The following is a 15628-nucleotide window of genomic DNA, read 5'->3' as shown; positions in this document are numbered from 1 at the left end:
CGCGCCCACGCTAATGCGTCGCCCGTGCGGGGACGCGCGGGCTCGGTGCCCGCGCGTCCCCGCCGGGGGACCTCAGAAGTCGAAGTCACCACCCATGTCCATGCCGCCGTCGTCGAAGCCGGGATCCTCGGCCGGGGGCTCCTCGGCCGCGGCCACGTCCTCACCGGCACCGGCGTCGTCGAACATCGCGCCGGCGATCGCCGTGCCGATGAACGCGCCCGCGACACCCGCGAGCAGCGACCCGGCGATCATCCCGCCCATGCCCGGGCCACGGCCGCCGCCGAGCGAGCGCTCCATCGTGCCGGGGTTGCGCATCTCGGCGCGGGTCGCCATCCGCGCAAGCTCCTGCGGGTCGGTCGACCGCGCCCGCTCGGCCTCGGGGACCTGCGCGCCGACGTCGTTCAGCACCGCCTGCCGCTGCTCGGGGGTGAGCTTCGCGAAGGCCTCCGCGTGCGCCTGCTCCACCTGCTCCGGCGGGGCGGTGCGGAGCATGTAGCGGTAGCGCTCGATCGCCTGCTGGTCGGGATCCTGCTGCTGCGCCCGGCCGTAGCCCTGGTGGGGCGCGCCCCCGAAGTCCTGCTGCGGCTGTGCCTGCGCGCCTCCGGTGAGGCGCTCCTTGAGCTTGTCGAGCAGACCCATCTGCGGGTGTCCTCCTGCGTTCCGGGTGCGTTCCCGGTGGTGTGTCGGTACGTGTCCGATCCGGACGGACCGGGCACACCGGTCGAACGCGTGACAACCGCGGCGAGTTCCCACACCCACGCCGTCGCCGGATCGCCTACGGTCGGGGACCGTGACGACTGCGCCACCGCCGACGACCGTTCCCGCCCTCGCACTCGGCGCCGTCGCCGGGAAGGGGCGCCCCGGGAGCTCGCGCATCGCCTGCCCGCTGCCCGACGGCGGCCTGCTCGACGTCGGCTCGCTGGCCACCGCGCAGCGCGGCCCGTACCCGGACCTGCTGACCGCGCCCGACCTGACCCCGCTGCTCGACGCCGGTGCCCCGGCCTGGCGCGAGGTCGTCCAGTGGCTGCGCGGCTGGCGCGAGGACCACGAGCGGGCCGCCGCGCACCGCCTGCCCGACGAGGGACTGGTCCCGGTGCTGCCCTTCGCCGTCGCCGACTACGTCGACTTCTACGCCTGCGAGCAGCACGCACGGAACGCCGGACTGATCTTCCGTCCGGACGCCGAGGACCCGCTCACCCCGAACTGGCGGCGGATGCCGGTCGGGTACCACGGCCGCTCCGGCACGGTCCGGGTCAGCGGCACCCCGGTCGCGCGCCCGTCGGGGCAGCGCGGGCCCGAGGACTTCGGTCCCTGCGCCAAGCTCGACTTCGAGGCCGAGCTCGGATTCGTCCTCGGCGGGCCGGTCCCGGGGCCGGTCGGGATCGACGACGCCGCCGACCACGTCTTCGGCGTCGTGCTGCTCAACGACTGGTCCGCCCGCGACATCCAGTTCTTCGAGTCCCGCCCGCTCGGCCCGCACCTGGGGAAGTCGTTCGCGACGTCGATCTCGGCGTGGGTGACCCCGCTCGAGGAGCTGTCCGCGGCCCGGGTCCCGCTGCCCGCGCACGACCCCGCGCCGCTGCCCTACCTCACCCCGGGCGAGCCCGCGCTCGGCCTGGACCTCGACCTCGCCGTGCACGTCAACGGCGAGCTGGTCGCGTCCCCGCCCGCGAGGGACCTGTACTGGTCCCCGGAGCAGATGGTGGCCCACCTGACCTCGGGCGGCGCCGGGCTGCGCGCCGGCGACCTGCTCGGCTCGGGCACGGTCTCCGGCCCGGAGCGCAGCGGGTTCGGCTCGATGCTGGAGCTGTCCTGGAACGGCCGCGACCCGGTCGTGCTCGCCGGTGGCGCCTCGCGCACCTGGCTGGAGGACGGCGACGAGGTCGTGATGACCGCGACCGCGCCCGCCCGCGAGGGCGGTCGGGTCGCCCTCGGCGAGGTCCGCGGCCGGATCCGCGGCGCCTGACCGCCGGAGCCGGTGGGGGAGACGCCCGGCCGGATCCGCGCCGGGGTGCTCAGGGGCGCAGCGGCATCAGCGGCTCGGGGTCGCCGAGCGCGTTCAGGATCAGCGCCGGCACCTCCTGCTTGCCGCTGCCGTCGACGGCGATGACCACGTAGACGGTGCGGCAGTCGCAGGTGACGATGCGTTCGCCCGCGTCGTCGAGGGCGCGGACCTGGAAGTCGAGCGCGAAGCTGGTCCGGCCGATCCGCGCCGTCGACACCGCGACGACGACGTCCTCGCCCCACCCGACCCCGGCCCGCCAGTCGAGCTCGGTGTGGACGAGCTGGACGTCGTAGCCGGCGTCGAGCATCGCCCGGTAGGTGAGGCCGCGGGACTCGAGGAACTCGGTCATCGCCTCGTCGAACCAGGCCAGGTACCAGGCGTTGAAGACGACGCCCTGGGCGTCGACCTCGTGGTAGCGCACCCGGACCGGGAACTCGAAGCTCGCCATGGGCCGATGCTACGACTCACCCGGCCGGGCTCACCCCTCGTGCCGGTCGGAGCCCCCGGAGGAGTCGACGCGCTCCCGGATGGCCCGGTTGACCGCCCGCCCGAACGCCGCGACGACGCCCTGCACGGTGATCGGCTTGAGCCGGGAGAAGGCGGCGGCGAGCCGTCGTCGCTCGTCGGCGGGGCGGCCGCGGTCCCGGTAGGGCTGGAGGACCTCGTCCTGGAACAGCGTCATCAGGTCCTCGGCGAGCGCGGCGGTGTGCCGCTCGATGAGGTCGTGCGAACGCTTCCACAGCTCGGGGGGCAGGCCGGAGTCCAGTGCCTCCAGCGCGGAGCCGAGCGCGACCGCCCCGTGCAGCCGGACGGTCGCCGGGCCGTCGCCGGGCAGCCGGGTCAGGGCACCGAGCCGTTCGAGGGTGGTGACGTCGTCGTCGGACAGGCGGCGGCCGGCGCGCCGGTCGAGTCCGGCCCGGTCCAGCTCCTCGTCGACCTCGGGCAGCCAGGGCGTGAGCAGCGCGCGCTGCAGAGCCAGCTCCTCCGGCGTGGTCTCCAGCGGCACCCGTTCCAGCTGCCGTTCGATCGCGGCGAGGGTGAAGCCCAGCCCGGTGAGCTCGCCGATCAGCTCCAGCCGGGCGCGGTGCGCGGCGTCGTAGAGACCCGTGCGGCCGCGCAGCCGGGGCGCGGGGATGAGTCCCTTGCTCGCGTAGAAGCGGATGGTGCGCACCGACATCCCGGTCCGCTCGGCGAGCTGGTCGACGGTGAGGAGATCCCCGTCGTCGGGGGTCGGGCTCCCCGCGGAGCTGTCGATGGCGGCGGACATGGCGAGCAGGTTACGGGTCGTCCGCTCGATATGACAGTGCCGGTGTGACATCATCCGTGTCACATGGACGCCGGTCCGTCTTGACCCATGTGACAGTGCTGCTGTAACAAAAGCTACCAGTAAGTAGGGGCAGTGCCGCCTGTACCGCCCCGGTGCCGACCACCCCACGAGAGGTTCGGATGAGCGAGATTCCCGAGGCCTACATCTACGACGCGATCCGTACACCGCGCGGACGGGGCAAGGCCTCCGGTTCGCTGCACGAGGTCAAGCCGATCTCGCTGGTGACCGGGCTGATCGACGCGGTCCGCGAGCGTCACCCGGACCTGGACACCAACACCATCGACGACCTCGTGCTCGGCGTCGTCTCGCCGATCGGCGACCAGGGCGGCGACATCGCCAAGACCGCTGCGATCGCGTCCGGACTGCCCGACACCGTCGCCGGTGTGCAGCTCAACCGCTTCTGCGCCTCCGGCCTGGAGGCCGTGAACACCGCCGCGCAGAAGGTCCGCTCCGGCATGGAGGAGCTCGTCCTCGCCGGTGGCGTCGAGGGCATGAGCCGGGTGCCGATGGGCTCCGACGGCGGCGCCTGGGCGATGGACCCCGACACCGCGTACACCACCGGCTTCGTGCCCCAGGGCATCGGCGCCGACCTCATCGCGACGCTCGAGGGCTGGTCCCGCACCGACGTCGACACCTTCGCCGTCGAGTCGCAGACCCGCGCCGCCAAGGCGTGGGCCGACGGCCGCTTCGCGAACTCGGTCATCCCGGTCAAGGACCGCAACGGCCTGACCGTCCTCGACCGCGACGAGCACATCCGTGCCGGCGCGACCGTCGAGGCGCTCGGCGGGCTCAAGCCGTCCTTCGAGATGATGGGCCGCGACGGCGGGTTCGACGCCGTGGCGCTGCAGAAGTACCACTGGGTCGAGAAGATCGACCACGTCCACCACGCGGGCAACAGCTCCGGCATCGTCGACGGTGCCGCGCTCACCCTGATCGGCACCGAGGCCGCGGGCAAGGCCAACGGCCTGACCCCGCGTGCCCGCATCGTCGCCACCGCGCTGTCCGGCGCCGACCCGACGATCATGCTGACCGGTCCGGCGCCCGCCGCCCGCAAGGCGCTGGCCAAGGCCGGGCTGTCGGTCGGCGACATCGACCTGTTCGAGATCAACGAGGCCTTCGCGGCCGTCGCCCTGCGCTTCATGCGCGACATGGACATCTCGCACGAGATCACCAACGTCAACGGCGGCGCCATCGCGATGGGCCACCCGCTCGGCGCCACCGGCGCGATGATCATCGGCACCCTCGTCGACGAGCTGGAGCGCCGTGACCTGCGCCGCGGTCTGGCCACGCTGTGCGTGGGCGGCGGCATGGGCATCGCCACCATCGTCGAGCGCGTCTGAATCCCGGAAGGACTGAACAAGCAGTGAGTGAGCAGAAGGCCGTCCGCTGGGAGAAGGACAGCGACGGCATCGCCGTCGTCACCCTCGACGACCCCGCCAGCAGCGCCAACACCATGAACGACGCCTACCGCGAGGCCATGCGGGAGGTCGTCGACGACCTGGAGAAGAACAAGGACGACATCGTCGGTGTCGTCATCACCTCGGCGAAGAAGACCTTCTTCGCCGGCGGGAACCTGGAGCAGCTCTCGTCCGCCGGCCCGGACGACGCCGGGAAGATCTTCGAGCTGGTCACCGAGGTCAAGGCCCAGCTGCGCAAGCTGGAGACCTTCGGCCGCCCGGTCGCCTCCGCGCTCGTCGGCACCGCGCTCGGCGGTGGCCTGGAGATCGCGCTCGCCACCCACCACCGGGTCGGCGTCGACGCGAAGGGCGTCGTCTACGGCCTGCCCGAGGTGAGCCTGGGCCTGCTGCCCGGCGGCGGCGGCGTCACCCGCGTCACCCGCATGCTGGGCATCGCGAACGGCTTCATGAACGTCCTCGCGCAGGGTCAGCGGCACAAGCCGGCCAAGGCGCTCGAGCTCGGTCTGATCGACGAGCTCGCGGCCACCCGCGAGGAGGCCTTCGGCAAGGCCCGCGCCTGGGTGCTCGCCAACCCCGAGCACACCACCCAGCCCTGGGACCAGCCGAAGTACCGGATCCCCGGCGGTACGCCGTCGAGCCCGTCGCTGGCCTCGATCCTCCCGGCGTTCCCGGCGAACCTGCGCAAGCAGCTCAAGGGTGCGCCGATGCCGGCCCCGCGCAACATCCTCGCCGCGGCCGTCGAGGGCAGCCAGGTCGACTTCGAGACCGCGCAGAAGATCGAGGGCCGCTACTTCGCGGAGCTCGTGACCGGCCAGGTCTCGAAGAACATGACCAAGGCGTTCTTCTTCGACCTCAACGCCATCAACGGCGGCAAGTCCCGTCCGGACGGCCCCGCGAAGTGGCAGCCGACCAAGGTCGCCGTGCTCGGCGCCGGGATGATGGGCGCGGGCATCGCCTACGTCTGCTCCCTCGCCGGCTGGGACGTCGTCCTCAAGGACGTCTCGAAGGAGGCCGCCGAGAAGGGCAAGGCCTACTCGCAGGGTCTGGTCGAGAAGGGTGTCAAGCGCGGGAAGACCACGCAGGAGAAGGGCGACGCGCTGCTCGGTCGCATCCTGCCGACCGACGACTACGCCGACCTCGCCGGCTGCGACGTCGTCATCGAGGCCGTCTTCGAGTCCGTCGAGCTGAAGCAGGAGGTGTTCCGCGAGGCCGCGAAGTACATCAACTCCGACGCGCTCCTGTGCTCGAACACCTCGACGCTGCCCATCACCGAGCTGGCCAAGGGCGTCGACCGCCCGGACGACTTCATCGGTCTGCACTTCTTCTCGCCGGTCGACAAGATGCCGCTGGTCGAGATCATCAAGGGTGAGCGCACGAACGACGACGCCCTGGCCAAGGCGTTCGACCTGACGCTGGGGATCAGGAAGACCCCGATCGTCGTCAACGACTCCCGCGGCTTCTTCACCAGCCGCGTGATCGGCACCTTCATCAACGAGGGCGTCGCGATGATCGCCGAGGGCATCGACCCGCAGACGATCGAGCAGGCGTCGTCGCAGGCCGGGTACCCGGCCCCGGTGCTGCAGCTGATGGACGAGCTGACCCTCACGCTGCCGCGCAAGATCCGCGAGGAGACGAAGAAGGGCGTCGAGGCCGCCGGTGGCACCTGGACCCCGCACCCGTCCGACCCGGTGATCGACCGGCTCGTCGACGAGTTCGACCGCAAGGGCAAGAGCACCGGCGCCGGGTTCTACGACTACGCCGACGGCAAGCGCACCGGCCTCTGGCCCGGCCTGCGCGAGCAGTTCGGCGCGACGAACCACGACGTCGACCTGCACGAGCTGTCCGAGCGGATGCTCATCATCGAGTCGATCGAGACCGTGAAGTGCGTCGACGAGGGTGTGCTGACCACCGTCGCCGACGCGAACATCGGCTCGATCTTCGGCATCGGCTTCCCGGCCTGGACCGGCGGTGTGCTGCAGTACATCGAGGGCTACCCCGGTGGCCCGGCCGGCTTCGTGGCCCGCGCCGACGAGCTGAAGGCGAAGTACGGCGAGCGCTTCGAGGTCCCGCAGTCGCTGCGTGACCGCGCGGCGAAGGGGGAGTCGGCCACCGCGGCCGCCTGATCCCGCCCGACACGGACCCCCGCCGGCCCCTGGCCGGCGGGGGTCCGTGCGTTCCGGCTCCGTTCAGCGGGGCACGGTGGGCTGCAGCGTCGCCTCGACCAGCGCCTCGGTCCGGATGTGGGTCCCCTCCTGGTAGCCGGGGTCGCGGACCATCTCGGAGAACGCCCGCCGGCTCGGGTAGGACACCAGGAGCACCGCGTCCCACTCCTGGCCCGGCTCGGCGACGACCGGTGCCAGCCCGCGCCCGAAGTAGACGACCTCGGCGCCGAACCGGGCGGCGGTGGCCCGGAAGTGGGTGACGTAGTCGTCGTAGCGGGCCTCGCCGCCCTCGGCGAAGCGGAGCAGGTTCAGCATCACGATCGGCTGGTCGGGGTCCTCGGCGAGGAAGGCCGTCATGTCCGCGCCGGTCGGGTTCACTGCCATCGGCCGAGTCTAGGGTCGGTCGGCGGGGGAGAGCCCCGGACGACGACGGAAGGAGCCCGGGACATGATCCGCAACGTGGTGGTCGGCCGGCTGAAGGACGACGTGGCCCCGGCCGATATCGAGAAGGGGCTGCAGGCGCTGCGCGACCTGCGGATCGAGGGCCTCGACCTCGACCTGAAGGCCGGCCTGGACCTGGGGCTGCGCGAGGGCAACGCGCACTTCGTGCTCACCCTCGACCTGCCCGACGAGGAGTCCTACCGCGTCTACGACGCCGACGACGAGCACAACCGGATCCGCCGCGAGCTGTTCGCCCCGCTCTGCTCGTCGATCGAGCGGATCCAGTTCCGCCTGCCCTGACCGGGGAGGAACCGGACCAACAGGACGGACGCGCCCATCAGGCACCATGGTGTGCGTGACGCAGTGGGTGTTCGACATCGTGGACCGGCTCGGCGCCGCCGGCATCGGGTTGCTGATCTTCCTGGAGAACGTGATCCCGCCGATCCCGTCGGAGGTGATCCTCCCGCTGGGTGGCTTCCGCGCCTCGACCGGCGCGATGAGCCCGGTCGGCGTCTGGGCGGCGGCCACGATGGGTGCCGTCGCCGGTGCACTGGTGCTCTACGCACTGGGGCACTGGCTCGGCTACGAGCGGGTGCACCGGCTCTGCGGCCGCCGCTGGTTCGTCGTCTCCAGCCAGAAGGACCTGGAGAAGGGGCTCGCGCTGTTCGAGCGCTGGGGGAACTGGTTCGTCCTCGGCGGGCGCTGCATCCCGATCGTGCGCAGCCTCATCTCGATCCCGGCCGGGATCGCCCGGATGCCGCTGCTGCGGTTCACCGCGCTGTCCGCGCTCGGCAGCGGCGTGTGGAACGCGCTGTTCGTCTACCTCGGGTTCGTGCTCGGCGAGCGCTGGGAGGTCATCGAGGTCTACATGTCGCCGATCAGCAAGGTCGTCGCCGTGCTCGGCGCGGCGGTGATCGTGTGGCTGGTCGTGCGGAAGCTCCGCCAGCGCCGCCACCGCGACGCCGGGGTGTCGACCGGGACCGGCTGAACGCGCCGAGCCGACGCCCGGCTGCGCCGGGCGGGTGATCACGACAGCCCTGCGTACCGGTCCCGCCACGGGCCGTACCGCCGTGCCACCGCCGGGCCGTGGGCCCGCGCCGCTGTGCGAACCTGATCGTCACGCACGGGCGGCGACGAGCGGTGGAGGTGGTCGGGTGCGCCTGGTCGGGATCCACCACACCCACCCGTCGGGAGCGGTCGCCCTGCGCGGTGCCGACCTCGACGTCGACCCGGCCGTGCCGACCGTCGTGCGGGGAGGCAACGGCGCGGGCAAGTCCACGCTGCTGCGGATCGCCGCCGGTGCGCTCGCCCCGACCGCGGGCGAGGTCGAGGACGTCCCCGAGGTCGTCGGCTACCTGCCCGACCGGTTCCCGGCCGCCCGCAAGCTGACCCCGCGACGCTGGCTCGACCACATCGCCCGGGTGCGCGGCGTCGACATCGACGACGCCGCCGACCGCGCCGAGGTGCTGCTGACCGAGCTCGGGTACGACGGCGACGACGACGAGCCGATGGCCGACCTGTCCACCGGCAACGCCCGCAAGGTCGGGCTGGTGCAGGCGCTGGCCTGCGAGCCCGGTGTGCTCGTGCTCGACGAACCCTGGAACGGTCTCGACGACGACGCCGCGGACGCCCTGACCCGGCTGCTCACCGCCCGCGCCGCCCCGACCCTGCTGACCGACCACACCGGTACCGCGGCCGGTCTGCCCGGCGCCCGTCTGCACCGGCTGCGCGAGGGCCGGATCGCGACCGCCTCCGACCCGGACTCCGTGCCGTTGCCGACCGCTCCGCCGCCCGGGGCGATGATGCGCCTGGACATGGCCTGTGCGGGAGACCCCCGCCCGCTGCTGGAACGGGTGCTGCCACCGGCCCGCGTCGAGGGCGCGGCGCCGGGCCGGTTCACCGTGCGGGTCCCCGCCCCCGAGAGCGACGCCTGGCTGGCGGCCGCGCTCGCCGCGGGCTGCGCGGTCCGCTCGGTGCGGCCGGTCCGCCCGGCTCCCCGGGAGGGCGGCCGGTGAGGCGGCGGGTGCGCTCGGCGTTCGCCGTGGCGATGCTGCTGGGCGAGGACGTCGGCCGCACCGAACGCTTCGTCGCGCCGCTGGTGCTCTACGCCGGCGCCCTCGCCGTGCTGTTCGGCGGCGCGCCCGGCCCGCTGCCCGCGCCGTGGGCGGCCAGCGCGCTGTTGCTCTACCCGGTCGGGGCCTGGCTGGCGCACGCGCTTGCCGAGTCCGAGGACGACGACGCCCGCACCGTCACCCTGTCCGCCGCGGGCGGCCCCTGGCCGGTCGCGGCCGGCGTGCTGATCGCCGCGACGGCGGGCGTGGCGCTGCTCGGGCTGCTCGCCGTGGTGTGGGGCGTGGTCGCGGCCTGGGGCACGGCGACGACCGGGAGCCTGCTCGACGGGCTGCTCGCCCACCTGGCCTGCGGGATCACCGGCGCCGCGGTGGGGTCGGTGTTCTCCCGGCCGGTGGTCCGCAACGAGGGTGTCGCGCTGATCGGTGCGCTGGTCGTGCTCGTGGTGACCGGGACGCAGTCGTGGCTGCCGCCGGTCGGGACCGCGGCCGCGGCCCTGGGGAGCGGACGGCTCGGGGTGGGCCCGTTCGGCGACCTGGTCGTCGCGCTGCTGGTGGCGGTGGCGGCGACGGCGCTGGTGGTCCGGGTCGAGCAGGGCGGCGGGCTGCGCGAGCTGGGCGCACGTCTCGGCCGGCTCGCCGGCCGCCTGCGCCGCTGACCCCGTCCCACCCGACCGTCCCGCCCTGGCCGGCCCCGTTCACGGGCCGGTCAGCGGACCAGGCCCGCGACCCGGCCCAGGCGCTCGACGGTGCCGGCGAACAGGGCGTCGCGGGCGTCGACGGCGTTGTCGAACTGGCCGAACAGCTCGAAGGAGAGGTGCCCGAACAGGCCGGTCCACGCGGTGAGGGCGGCGAGCACGGCCCCGTCGGACAAGTCAGGGAGGTCCAGCGCGGCGCGGACGCGGGCGGCGTCGGCGGCGAGCGCGGGGTCCGGGGCGGGCGCCTCGGGGAGGGTGCCCGCGGCGTGCGCGGCGCCCAGGGCGCGGGCGAGCGGCTCCAGGACGCGTGCCGCGGCCGGGACGGTGTCGGTCGGCGCGCGGTATCCGGGCACGGGGGAGCCGTAGATCAACGCGTACTCGTGCGGACGGGCCAGCGCCCAGCCGCGCACGGCGTGCGCGACGGCCCGCCAGTGCTCCGCCGGGCCGGTGCCGGGATCGGCCGCGGCGAGGGCGTCGGCGAGCCCGTCGTAGCTCTGCACGATCAGGGCGGTGAGCAGGTCGTCGCGGGTGGGGAAGTAGCGGTGCAGCGCCGAGGACACCATTCCGATCTCGCGGGACACCGCACGCATGGACAACGCGGCCGCGCCGGTCTCGGCCAGCTGCCGCCGGGCTGCCGCGGTGATCTCGGCGACGAGCTCGGCGCGGGCCCGCTCGCGGGCGGTGCGGGAGGCGTTCACGCGGCCACGGTAGAGCATCGGTCTGTTCCCCGAGCGCTGAGCTGATCGAAGAGCGGTGATCTCGTTCGGTGGCCGTCGCCCCGGTGGGTCTCCGCTGCCGTCAGTCCGGCAGTGCCACCCCGACCAGCGCCGGGAGCGCGGTGCGACCCGACGCCGTGAGGCGCACGGACCGCCGGTCGCGGCCGCGTTCGACCCAGCCGCGGTCGAACAGGGCCCGGCACAGCACCGCGCCCGCCGTCCCCGCGAGGTGGTGGCGGCGTTCGGTCCAGTCCAGGCACGCCCGCACCACCGGGCGGCCGCGGCGGGTGAGCGCATCCGGTCCGGCGAGCCCGGCGAACCACAGCCGCCCGGCGGGTGTGAGGGCGAGGCCGTCGCCGGTCGCGAGCAGGTCGTCGGCGACGAGCCCGTCGAAGAGCGCGACACCCAGGGTGCCTGCAAGGTGGTCGTAGCAGGTCCGGGCGGTGGCGAGCCTGGCCGCGGCGCGCGAGGCCCGCAGCGTCGGGGCCGCCGGGGCGGGCGCGGTGCCCGCGGCGAGCGTCTCGATCGTGCGCGCGACGTCCGGTCCGCCGAGTCGCAGGTAGCGGTGCCGGCCCTGCCGCTCGGCGACGAGCAGGCCCGCGTCGACCAGCCGGTCCAGATGGGCCGACGCCGTCGACGGGGCGACGCCGGCGTGCCGGGCCAGCTCGCCCGCGGTCCAGGCGCGACCGTCGATCAGCGCGAGGCAGAACGCGGCCCGGGTCCGGTCCGCGAGCAGCGCGGCCCGGGCGGCGAGGGCGGCCGGGTCGATCGGGCCCCCGGAGCCGCGGACGCCGCCCGTGCCGGGAGCGCCGGTCACCGACGGCCCCGGTCCCCGCCGGACCCCGGCACCCCGCCTGCCGCGACCCGGCTCTCCCGCACCGGTCGCCCCCGGTGGCGGGACAGCGCCACCCCTGTCAGCGCGAGCACCCCGCCGAGCAGCGCCAGCGGTGGCGGCAGCTCCCCGAGCACCGGCCACGCCATGAGGACCACCAGCGTCGGGACGAGGTAGGTGGTGACGCCGAGCCGCCCCGCGTCGGTCCGCGACAGGGCGTACGCCCAGGTCCCGAACGCGAGCGCCGTCGGCACCAGCCCGAGGTAGACCATCCCGGCGACCTCCGGTCCGGACGCCGTGCCGAGGGCGTCGGCCAGGTCCCCGGCCCACGGCAGGGTGGTGATCGCGCCGACCACGCAGGAGACCTGGGTGACCTGCACCGCCGGCAGGCGCCGGAGCACGGGCTTCTGGGTGAGCACCCCGATCGTCCAGGTCGCGGCGGCCAGGAGGCACAGCAGTGCGCCCACGGGACCCCCGGCGCCGGCCGGACCGGCGCCCGATGTGGCGAACCCGATCAGCACCGCGCCGGCGAACCCGATCCCGGCGCCCGCGAGCAGCGGGCGCGGGAAGCCCTCCCGCAGCACGACGCCGGCGGACAGCGCGATGAGGATCGGTCCGACGTTCACCAGCATCGCCGCGGTCCCGGCGTCGAGACGTTCCTCCGCCGCGTTGAGCGCGACGTTGTACACCGCGAACCAGCTCACCCCGCACACCACCATCAGCAGCCACTCCCGCGCGGTCGGCCGGACCCAGGACTGCGACGCCAGCACCGCGAGCGTGAGCGCCGCCCCGCCGACCACCAGCCGTCCGAGCGCGAGCGCGCCGGCGCCGAACGCCGGGCCGACCGCCCGGATCGCCACGAACGCCGACGCCCACGCCAGCACGGTCACCCCGGCCGCCGCGGCGACCCGCATCCCTGTTCCCGTCACGGGAGGCGACGCTAGGCGCCCGACGTTTCGGTGTGCACCGAATTCAGCTGCGGTAGTACGGCGACGTCGCCGCGAGGGTCGCCTCCCAGTCCGGCATCGGCGCCCCGGCCAGGACCGCGGCGAGCCGGTCGAGGTACCAGTGCCAGCCCGGGCCGGCGTCGGCCGGGGAGAACCCGTCGGGCAGTACCTGCTCGAACACGAGCACGGTGCCCCCGCCCTCCGGGGTGAGCGTCACCGACAGCTCCCACGGCTCGCCGTCGCCCTCCCGGATGTCGACGACCAGCCGGTGCGGGGGATCGCAGTCCCGGACGAGCACGGTGGACGGGGCGCCGCCGCCGTCCTCGTCGCTGGTCAGGACGAGCTCGACGGTGCCGCCGGGTCGCCCGTCGCCGCTCCACCGCCCGAACCACCGCGCGCAGCGGTCCGGGTCGGTGACTGCCGACCAGACGTCGGCGACGGGTTCGTCGTGGACGCGGCGGAACCGCAGCACGGCACGCCCGTCGGTGCCGCGGACCACCTCCCCGGCACGGCCTCCGGTATCGGTCACGGGTTCCTCCTCGATCCACGGGCCAGTTCGGTGTCGAGCGCGTCGAACCGGTGCGCCCAGAAGCCGCGCAGCCCGGCCAGCCACTGCTCGGCCGCAGCAGGCCCGGACGGGTCGACCGCGTAGAGCCGCCGGGTCCCCTCCGCGCGGACGGTGGCGAACCCGTTGTCCCGCAGCACACGCAGGTGCCGGGAGACGGCCGGCTGCGAGATCCCGAACTCGGTGCGGACGACCTCGGTCACCCGCCCTGCCGTCCGCTCGCCGCCGGCGAGGAGCTCCAGGATGCGCCGCCGGACGGGGTCGCCCAGCACGTCGAACGCTTCCACAACTCCGAGCTTATATAACTTGGAGCGGAAATAGTAGGCCTCTGGACGGATCGGTTCGTCGCCGCTATGGTTCATTACATGAGTAACGAACCACTGCACTACGGCACCGGGAGGTCGCCGTGATCGACGACGGACGCCCGCTGTTCGCACAGATCGCGGAGGACATCGCGTCCGCCGTCGTGGACGGGACCTATCCGGAGGAGACCCAGGTGCCGTCCAGCAACGAGCTCGCCGCCTTCCACCGGATCAACCCGGCCACCGCGGCGAAGGGTCTCAACCAGCTGGTCGCGCAGGGCGTGCTCTACAAGAGACGGGGGATCGGCATGTTCGTCGCCGAGGGGGCACGGTCCCGGCTGCTGGAGAGCCGTCGCGAGGACTTCGCCCGGCAGTACATCGCTCCGCTGGTCACCGAGGCCCGCAAGCTCGGCATCGACCCCGAGCAGCTCAAGAAGATGATCGACGTCTGGGGGGACGACCGATGAGCACCGACGTGATCGCCATGCACGGCGTCACGAAGCGCTACGGCGACGTGACCGCGCTCGACGACGTGACGTTCGCGCTGGAGGAGAACCGCATCCACGGGCTGCTCGGCCGCAACGGCGCCGGCAAGACCACCGCGATGCAGATCCTCACCGCACAGAACTTCGCGACCTCCGGGCGCGCCGAGATCTTCGGCGAGCAGCCCTACGAGAACGCCCGGGTGCTCGCCCGCACCTGCTTCATCCGCGAGTCGCTGAAGTACCCGGACGAGTACCGGGTCCACCACGCGCTCCGGGCCGCCGCGAGCGTGTACCCGCAGTGGGACCAGGCCTTCGCCGACCGGCTCGTCGGGGAGTTCGGGCTGCCGCTCACCCGGATCTGCAAGAAGCTCTCCCGCGGCCAGCAGTCCGCGGTCGGGGTGATCATCGGACTGGCCTCGCGCGCCCCGCTGACCTTCTTCGACGAGCCCTACCTGGGCCTCGACGCCGTCGCCCGGCAGATGTTCTACGACCACCTGCTCGCCGACTTCGCCGAGCACCCGCGCACCGTCGTGCTCTCGACGCACCTGATCGACGAGGTCTCCGACCTGATCGAGCACGTCGTCCTGATCGACCGGGGTCGGGTGCTCATCGACGAGGAGGCCGAGGCACTGCGCGGCCGGGCCGTCACCGTCTCCGGGCCCGCCGAGTCGGTCGAGCGGTTCGCCCGCGGCCACACCGAGCTGCACCGGGAGCGCCTCGGCGGCTTCCTGCGCGTCACCCTCTCCGGGGTCGCGCCGACCCGCACCGGCCCCACCGAGCCGAACCTGCAGTTCGAGCCGGTCTCGCTGCAGCAGCTCGTCGTCCGTACGACCCAGCACAGCGCGGCGCCGGGCGCCGGCGTCGCCGAGGAGGTCCTGTCATGACCGCCGTCACCGCCGACCGCAGCCCGGTCGATGCCGCGCCCGCCCGGGTGCGCGCCGCGATCCGGATGGGCACGGTCAACTGGGGCCGCCGGTTCGGGATGGCCTGGCTGATCCTCGGGGTCGTCTTCGTGCTGCACCAGACCGTGTGGTGGGTGGTGCGCAGCAACGGCGGCGACGAGCCGACCGGCTACACCGGCGCGCTGACCTCGTTCTTCTTCATCCTGGCCAGCACCTACCTCGCGCTGATGACCCAGGTGATGCCGTTCGCGCTGAGCCTGGGCATCACGCGACGGCACTTCTACCTCGGCACCGTCCTGCTGGTGGCCGCCGAGACCCTGGTCAGCGCGATCGGGCTCAGCGTGCTGCTGGCCGTCGAGCGGGCCACCGACGGCTGGGGCCTGCGGGTCGAGTTCTTCGAGATGGGCTTCATGGGCCAGTCGAACCCGGTCGCCCAGGTGCTGGCGTACTGGGTGCCGCTGCTGACGCTCTCGCTGGTGTTCGTGCTCTTCGGCGCGGTGTTCCGGCGCTGGGGACAGCTCGGGATCTGGGCCGCTGTCCTGGTGCCCGTGCTGGTGGTCGCGGCCGGGGTGATGCTCCTGACCTGGCAGGACGCCTGGGGGGCGTTCGGCCGGTTCTTCGTCGAGACGCCGACGCTGGCGCTGCTCGCCGGCTATCCGCTGATCCTCGCCGCGGTCGCGGCGGGGGCCGGGTACCTGGTGCTGCGCCGCGCGACTCCCTGACGGAGGACCCGGCGGGGCCCGGCACCCTCGTGGGGGG

General features: G+C 73.6%; 19 protein-coding genes. 10 read left to right on the top strand and 9 right to left on the bottom strand.

All coding sequences use genetic code 11. The features are described 5' to 3' along the window. Positions 1 to 72 precede the first annotated feature (72 nt). Positions 73 to 639: a hypothetical protein gene (locus KPL60_RS01140; protein WP_226364605.1), complete on the bottom strand. Its 567-nt coding sequence runs from the start codon at positions 637 to 639 to the stop codon at positions 73 to 75. A gap of 151 nt (positions 640 to 790) precedes the next feature. On the opposite strand from KPL60_RS01140, the gene KPL60_RS01135 reads away from it, so the two are divergent. Then, positions 791 to 1966, top strand: coding sequence for a fumarylacetoacetate hydrolase family protein (locus KPL60_RS01135; RefSeq protein ID WP_226364604.1), 1176 nt, complete (start codon positions 791 to 793; stop codon positions 1964 to 1966). Positions 1967 to 2015: 49 nt separating this feature from the next. Here KPL60_RS01135 and KPL60_RS01130 read toward each other — a convergent pair whose 3' ends face one another. After that, positions 2016 to 2453 (bottom strand): thioesterase family protein, encoded by a 438-nt coding sequence (locus KPL60_RS01130; protein WP_073577845.1) that lies wholly within the window; start codon positions 2451 to 2453, stop codon positions 2016 to 2018. A gap of 30 nt (positions 2454 to 2483) precedes the next feature. Beyond that, positions 2484 to 3272 (bottom strand): MerR family transcriptional regulator, encoded by a 789-nt coding sequence (locus KPL60_RS01125; RefSeq protein WP_226354979.1) that lies wholly within the window; start codon positions 3270 to 3272, stop codon positions 2484 to 2486. Between the two features lie 179 nt (positions 3273 to 3451). Here KPL60_RS01125 and KPL60_RS01120 point away from each other — a divergent pair, with 179 nt between their 5' ends. Continuing rightward, positions 3452 to 4672 carry an acetyl-CoA C-acetyltransferase gene (locus KPL60_RS01120; RefSeq protein ID WP_226354980.1) on the top strand — a complete coding sequence of 407 codons (1221 nt, stop codon included), beginning with the start codon at positions 3452 to 3454 and terminating at the stop codon, positions 4670 to 4672. Positions 4673 to 4695: 23 nt separating this feature from the next. Further along, the gene (locus KPL60_RS01115; protein WP_226364603.1) at positions 4696 to 6873 is read left to right on the top strand and encodes a 3-hydroxyacyl-CoA dehydrogenase NAD-binding domain-containing protein; all 2178 of its coding nucleotides are present in this window, start codon (positions 4696 to 4698) and stop codon (positions 6871 to 6873) included. Positions 6874 to 6936: 63 nt separating this feature from the next. Here the strand turns inward: KPL60_RS01115 and KPL60_RS01110 are convergent, their stop codons facing one another. Next, positions 6937 to 7296: a DUF1330 domain-containing protein gene (locus KPL60_RS01110; RefSeq protein WP_226364602.1), complete on the bottom strand. Its 360-nt coding sequence runs from the start codon at positions 7294 to 7296 to the stop codon at positions 6937 to 6939. 63 nt (positions 7297 to 7359) lie between these two features. Here KPL60_RS01110 and KPL60_RS01105 point away from each other — a divergent pair, with 63 nt between their 5' ends. The 4 genes from KPL60_RS01105 (at position 7360) to KPL60_RS01090 (ending at position 10081) form a co-directional block, all read left to right on the top strand. Further along, positions 7360 to 7653: a Dabb family protein gene (locus KPL60_RS01105; RefSeq protein WP_226354983.1), complete on the top strand. Its 294-nt coding sequence runs from the start codon at positions 7360 to 7362 to the stop codon at positions 7651 to 7653. Positions 7654 to 7708: 55 nt separating this feature from the next. Then, on the top strand, positions 7709 to 8341 hold the full coding sequence (locus KPL60_RS01100) for a DedA family protein (protein WP_226354984.1): 633 nt from the start codon (positions 7709 to 7711) through the stop codon (positions 8339 to 8341). A 166-nt stretch (positions 8342 to 8507) separates the two neighbouring features. After that, positions 8508 to 9368 (top strand): ATP-binding cassette domain-containing protein, encoded by an 861-nt coding sequence (locus tag KPL60_RS01095; RefSeq protein WP_226364601.1) that lies wholly within the window; start codon positions 8508 to 8510, stop codon positions 9366 to 9368. Then, the gene (locus KPL60_RS01090) at positions 9365 to 10081 is read left to right on the top strand and encodes a hypothetical protein (protein ID WP_226364600.1); all 717 of its coding nucleotides are present in this window, start codon (positions 9365 to 9367) and stop codon (positions 10079 to 10081) included. Before KPL60_RS01095 ends, KPL60_RS01090 begins: the two co-directional genes overlap by 4 nt. A 50-nt stretch (positions 10082 to 10131) precedes the next feature. On the opposite strand, the gene KPL60_RS01085 is transcribed toward KPL60_RS01090, so the two are convergent. The 5 genes from KPL60_RS01085 to KPL60_RS01065 form a co-directional block, all read right to left on the bottom strand. Beyond that, positions 10132 to 10818 carry a TetR/AcrR family transcriptional regulator gene (locus KPL60_RS01085; RefSeq protein WP_226364599.1) on the bottom strand — a complete coding sequence of 229 codons (687 nt, stop codon included), beginning with the start codon at positions 10816 to 10818 and terminating at the stop codon, positions 10132 to 10134. A gap of 100 nt (positions 10819 to 10918) precedes the next feature. Then, positions 10919 to 11653, bottom strand: coding sequence for a helix-turn-helix transcriptional regulator (locus tag KPL60_RS01080; RefSeq protein ID WP_226364598.1), 735 nt, complete (start codon positions 11651 to 11653; stop codon positions 10919 to 10921). Then, a complete protein-coding gene (locus KPL60_RS01075) occupies positions 11650 to 12597 on the bottom strand; it encodes a DMT family transporter (protein ID WP_226364597.1) in 948 nt (315 codons plus the stop codon). Before KPL60_RS01075 ends, KPL60_RS01080 begins: the two co-directional genes overlap by 4 nt. 43 nt (positions 12598 to 12640) lie before the next feature. Then, positions 12641 to 13144, bottom strand: a complete 504-nt coding sequence (locus KPL60_RS01070; RefSeq protein ID WP_226354990.1) for an SRPBCC family protein — start codon at positions 13142 to 13144, stop codon at positions 12641 to 12643. After that, positions 13141 to 13467, bottom strand: a complete 327-nt coding sequence (locus tag KPL60_RS01065) for a helix-turn-helix transcriptional regulator (protein ID WP_226364596.1) — start codon at positions 13465 to 13467, stop codon at positions 13141 to 13143. Before KPL60_RS01065 ends, KPL60_RS01070 begins: the two co-directional genes overlap by 4 nt. Before the next feature lie 122 nt (positions 13468 to 13589). Here KPL60_RS01065 and KPL60_RS01060 point away from each other — a divergent pair, with 122 nt between their 5' ends. From KPL60_RS01060 to KPL60_RS01050, 3 genes are read left to right on the top strand one after another with little or no spacing between them, the layout of a single operon-like run. Further along, positions 13590 to 13949, top strand: coding sequence for a GntR family transcriptional regulator (locus KPL60_RS01060; protein WP_226364760.1), 360 nt, complete (start codon positions 13590 to 13592; stop codon positions 13947 to 13949). Beyond that, positions 13946 to 14851, top strand: a complete 906-nt coding sequence (locus tag KPL60_RS01055; RefSeq protein ID WP_226354992.1) for an ABC transporter ATP-binding protein — start codon at positions 13946 to 13948, stop codon at positions 14849 to 14851. The genes KPL60_RS01060 and KPL60_RS01055 overlap by 4 nt, the downstream gene beginning before the upstream one ends. Next, on the top strand, positions 14848 to 15591 hold the full coding sequence (locus tag KPL60_RS01050) for a hypothetical protein (RefSeq protein WP_226354993.1): 744 nt from the start codon (positions 14848 to 14850) through the stop codon (positions 15589 to 15591). The genes KPL60_RS01055 and KPL60_RS01050 overlap by 4 nt, the downstream gene beginning before the upstream one ends. The last annotated feature ends 37 nt before the right edge of the window (positions 15592 to 15628 follow it).

It is taken from the genome of Pseudonocardia sp. ICBG162 (assembly GCF_020496225.1).
Classification (GTDB): Bacteria; Actinomycetota; Actinomycetes; order Mycobacteriales; family Pseudonocardiaceae; genus Pseudonocardia; species Pseudonocardia alni.
Note: the sequence above shows the minus strand (reverse complement) of the source record. Positions and strands in the feature narration are given on the sequence as shown.

Coding starts and splice junctions, on each gene's coding strand:
- KPL60_RS01140 (WP_226364605.1), bottom strand. CDS start 639: ATGGGTCTGCTCGACAAGCTCAAGGAGCGCCTCACCGGAGGCGCGCAG.
- KPL60_RS01130 (WP_073577845.1), bottom strand. CDS start 2,453: ATGGCGAGCTTCGAGTTCCCGGTCCGGGTGCGCTACCACGAGGTCGAC.
- KPL60_RS01125 (WP_226354979.1), bottom strand. CDS start 3,272: ATGTCCGCCGCCATCGACAGCTCCGCGGGGAGCCCGACCCCCGACGAC.
- KPL60_RS01120 (WP_226354980.1), top strand. CDS start 3,452: ATGAGCGAGATTCCCGAGGCCTACATCTACGACGCGATCCGTACACCG.
- KPL60_RS01110 (WP_226364602.1), bottom strand. CDS start 7,296: ATGGCAGTGAACCCGACCGGCGCGGACATGACGGCCTTCCTCGCCGAG.
- KPL60_RS01105 (WP_226354983.1), top strand. CDS start 7,360: ATGATCCGCAACGTGGTGGTCGGCCGGCTGAAGGACGACGTGGCCCCG.
- KPL60_RS01055 (WP_226354992.1), top strand. CDS start 13,946: ATGAGCACCGACGTGATCGCCATGCACGGCGTCACGAAGCGCTACGGC.
- KPL60_RS01050 (WP_226354993.1), top strand. CDS start 14,848: ATGACCGCCGTCACCGCCGACCGCAGCCCGGTCGATGCCGCGCCCGCC.